Genomic DNA, 3,008 nt, shown 5'->3' with positions numbered 1-3,008 from the left:
AGTTGTTCGTGAGTCTCTCAAATTTTCGCAACACGATGATGAATCGCAAGAAACATCTTCGGGTTGTGAGGTTAAGCGACTAAGCGTACACGGTGGATGCCCTGGCAGTCAGAGGCGATGAAGGACGTGCTAATCTGCGATAAGCGTCGGTAAGGTGATATGAACCGTTATAACCGGCGATTTCCGAATGGGGAAACCCAGTGTGATTCGTCACACTATCATTAACTGAATCCATAGGTTAATGAGGCGAACCGGGGGAACTGAAACATCTAAGTACCCCGAGGAAAAGAAATCAACCGAGATTCCCCCAGTAGCGGCGAGCGAACGGGGAGCAGCCCAGAGCCTGAATCAGTGTGTGTGTTAGTGGAAGCGTCTGGAAAGGCGCGCGATACAGGGTGACAGCCCCGTACACAAAAATGCACATACTGTGAGCTCGATGAGTAGGGCGGGACACGTGGTATCCTGTCTGAATATGGGGGGACCATCCTCCAAGGCTAAATACTCCTGACTGACCGATAGTGAACCAGTACCGTGAGGGAAAGGCGAAAAGAACCCCGGCGAGGGGAGTGAAAAAGAACCTGAAACCGTGTACGTACAAGCAGTGGGAGCCTCTTTATGGGGTGACTGCGTACCTTTTGTATAATGGGTCAGCGACTTATATTCTGTAGCAAGGTTAACCGAATAGGGGAGCCGAAGGGAAACCGAGTCTTAACTGGGCGTTAAGTTGCAGGGTATAGACCCGAAACCCGGTGATCTAGCCATGGGCAGGTTGAAGGTTGGGTAACACTAACTGGAGGACCGAACCGACTAATGTTGAAAAATTAGCGGATGACTTGTGGCTGGGGGTGAAAGGCCAATCAAACCGGGAGATAGCTGGTTCTCCCCGAAAGCTATTTAGGTAGCGCCTCGTGAATTCATCTCCGGGGGTAGAGCACTGTTTCGGCAAGGGGGTCATCCCGACTTACCAACCCGATGCAAACTGCGAATACCGGAGAATGTTATCACGGGAGACACACGGCGGGTGCTAACGTCCGTCGTGAAGAGGGAAACAACCCAGACCGCCAGCTAAGGTCCCAAAGTCATGGTTAAGTGGGAAACGATGTGGGAAGGCCCAGACAGCCAGGATGTTGGCTTAGAAGCAGCCATCATTTAAAGAAAGCGTAATAGCTCACTGGTCGAGTCGGCCTGCGCGGAAGATGTAACGGGGCTAAACCATGCACCGAAGCTGCGGCAGCGACGCTTATGCGTTGTTGGGTAGGGGAGCGTTCTGTAAGCCTGCGAAGGTGTACTGTGAGGTATGCTGGAGGTATCAGAAGTGCGAATGCTGACATAAGTAACGATAAAGCGGGTGAAAAGCCCGCTCGCCGGAAGACCAAGGGTTCCTGTCCAACGTTAATCGGGGCAGGGTGAGTCGACCCCTAAGGCGAGGCCGAAAGGCGTAGTCGATGGGAAACAGGTTAATATTCCTGTACTTGGTGTTACTGCGAAGGGGGGACGGAGAAGGCTATGTTGGCCGGGCGACGGTTGTCCCGGTTTAAGCGTGTAGGCTGGTTTTCCAGGCAAATCCGGAAAATCAAGGCTGAGGCGTGATGACGAGGCACTACGGTGCTGAAGCAACAAATGCCCTGCTTCCAGGAAAAGCCTCTAAGCATCAGGTAACATCAAATCGTACCCCAAACCGACACAGGTGGTCAGGTAGAGAATACCAAGGCGCTTGAGAGAACTCGGGTGAAGGAACTAGGCAAAATGGTGCCGTAACTTCGGGAGAAGGCACGCTGATATGTAGGTGAAGCGACTTGCTCGTGGAGCTGAAATCAGTCGAAGATACCAGCTGGCTGCAACTGTTTATTAAAAACACAGCACTGTGCAAACACGAAAGTGGACGTATACGGTGTGACGCCTGCCCGGTGCCGGAAGGTTAATTGATGGGGTTAGCGGTAACGCGAAGCTCTTGATCGAAGCCCCGGTAAACGGCGGCCGTAACTATAACGGTCCTAAGGTAGCGAAATTCCTTGTCGGGTAAGTTCCGACCTGCACGAATGGCGTAATGATGGCCAGGCTGTCTCCACCCGAGACTCAGTGAAATTGAACTCGCTGTGAAGATGCAGTGTACCCGCGGCAAGACGGAAAGACCCCGTGAACCTTTACTATAGCTTGACACTGAACATTGAGCCTTGATGTGTAGGATAGGTGGGAGGCTTTGAAGTGTGGACGCCAGTCTGCATGGAGCCGACCTTGAAATACCACCCTTTAATGTTTGATGTTCTAACGTAGGCCCCTTATCGGGGTTGCGGACAGTGTCTGGTGGGTAGTTTGACTGGGGCGGTCTCCTCCTAAAGAGTAACGGAGGAGCACGAAGGTTGGCTAATCCTGGTCGGACATCAGGAGGTTAGTGCAATGGCATAAGCCAGCTTGACTGCGAGCGTGACGGCGCGAGCAGGTGCGAAAGCAGGTCATAGTGATCCGGTGGTTCTGAATGGAAGGGCCATCGCTCAACGGATAAAAGGTACTCCGGGGATAACAGGCTGATACCGCCCAAGAGTTCATATCGACGGCGGTGTTTGGCACCTCGATGTCGGCTCATCACATCCTGGGGCTGAAGTAGGTCCCAAGGGTATGGCTGTTCGCCATTTAAAGTGGTACGCGAGCTGGGTTTAGAACGTCGTGAGACAGTTCGGTCCCTATCTGCCGTGGGCGCTGGAGAACTGAGGGGGGCTGCTCCTAGTACGAGAGGACCGGAGTGGACGCATCACTGGTGTTCGGGTTGTCATGCCAATGGCACTGCCCGGTAGCTAAATGCGGAAGAGATAAGTGCTGAAAGCATCTAAGCACGAAACTTGCCCCGAGATGAGTTCTCCCTGACCCTTTAAGGGTCCTGAAGGAACGTTGAAGACGACGACGTTGATAGGCCGGGTGTGTAAGCGCAGCGATGCGTTGAGCTAACCGGTACTAATGAACCGTGAGGCTTAACCTTACAACGCCGAAGGTGTTTTGGCGGATTGAGAGAA

The 3,008-nt window shown here is 52.9% G+C and carries 1 rRNA gene; it reads left to right on the top strand.

Features of this window, described 5'->3' with window-relative positions:
• Positions 1-69: 69 nt before the first annotated feature.
• A 23S ribosomal RNA gene (locus tag BEB42_RS25745) occupies positions 70-2,974 on the top strand.
• Positions 2,975-3,008 lie beyond the last annotated feature (34 nt).

It is taken from the genome of Escherichia sp. MOD1-EC5990, from assembly GCF_002965285.1.
GTDB lineage: Bacteria > Pseudomonadota > Gammaproteobacteria > Enterobacterales > Enterobacteriaceae > Escherichia > Escherichia coli_F.
The sequence above is the reverse complement of the archived record's forward strand: the minus strand, read 5'-3'. Positions and strand labels throughout refer to the sequence as shown.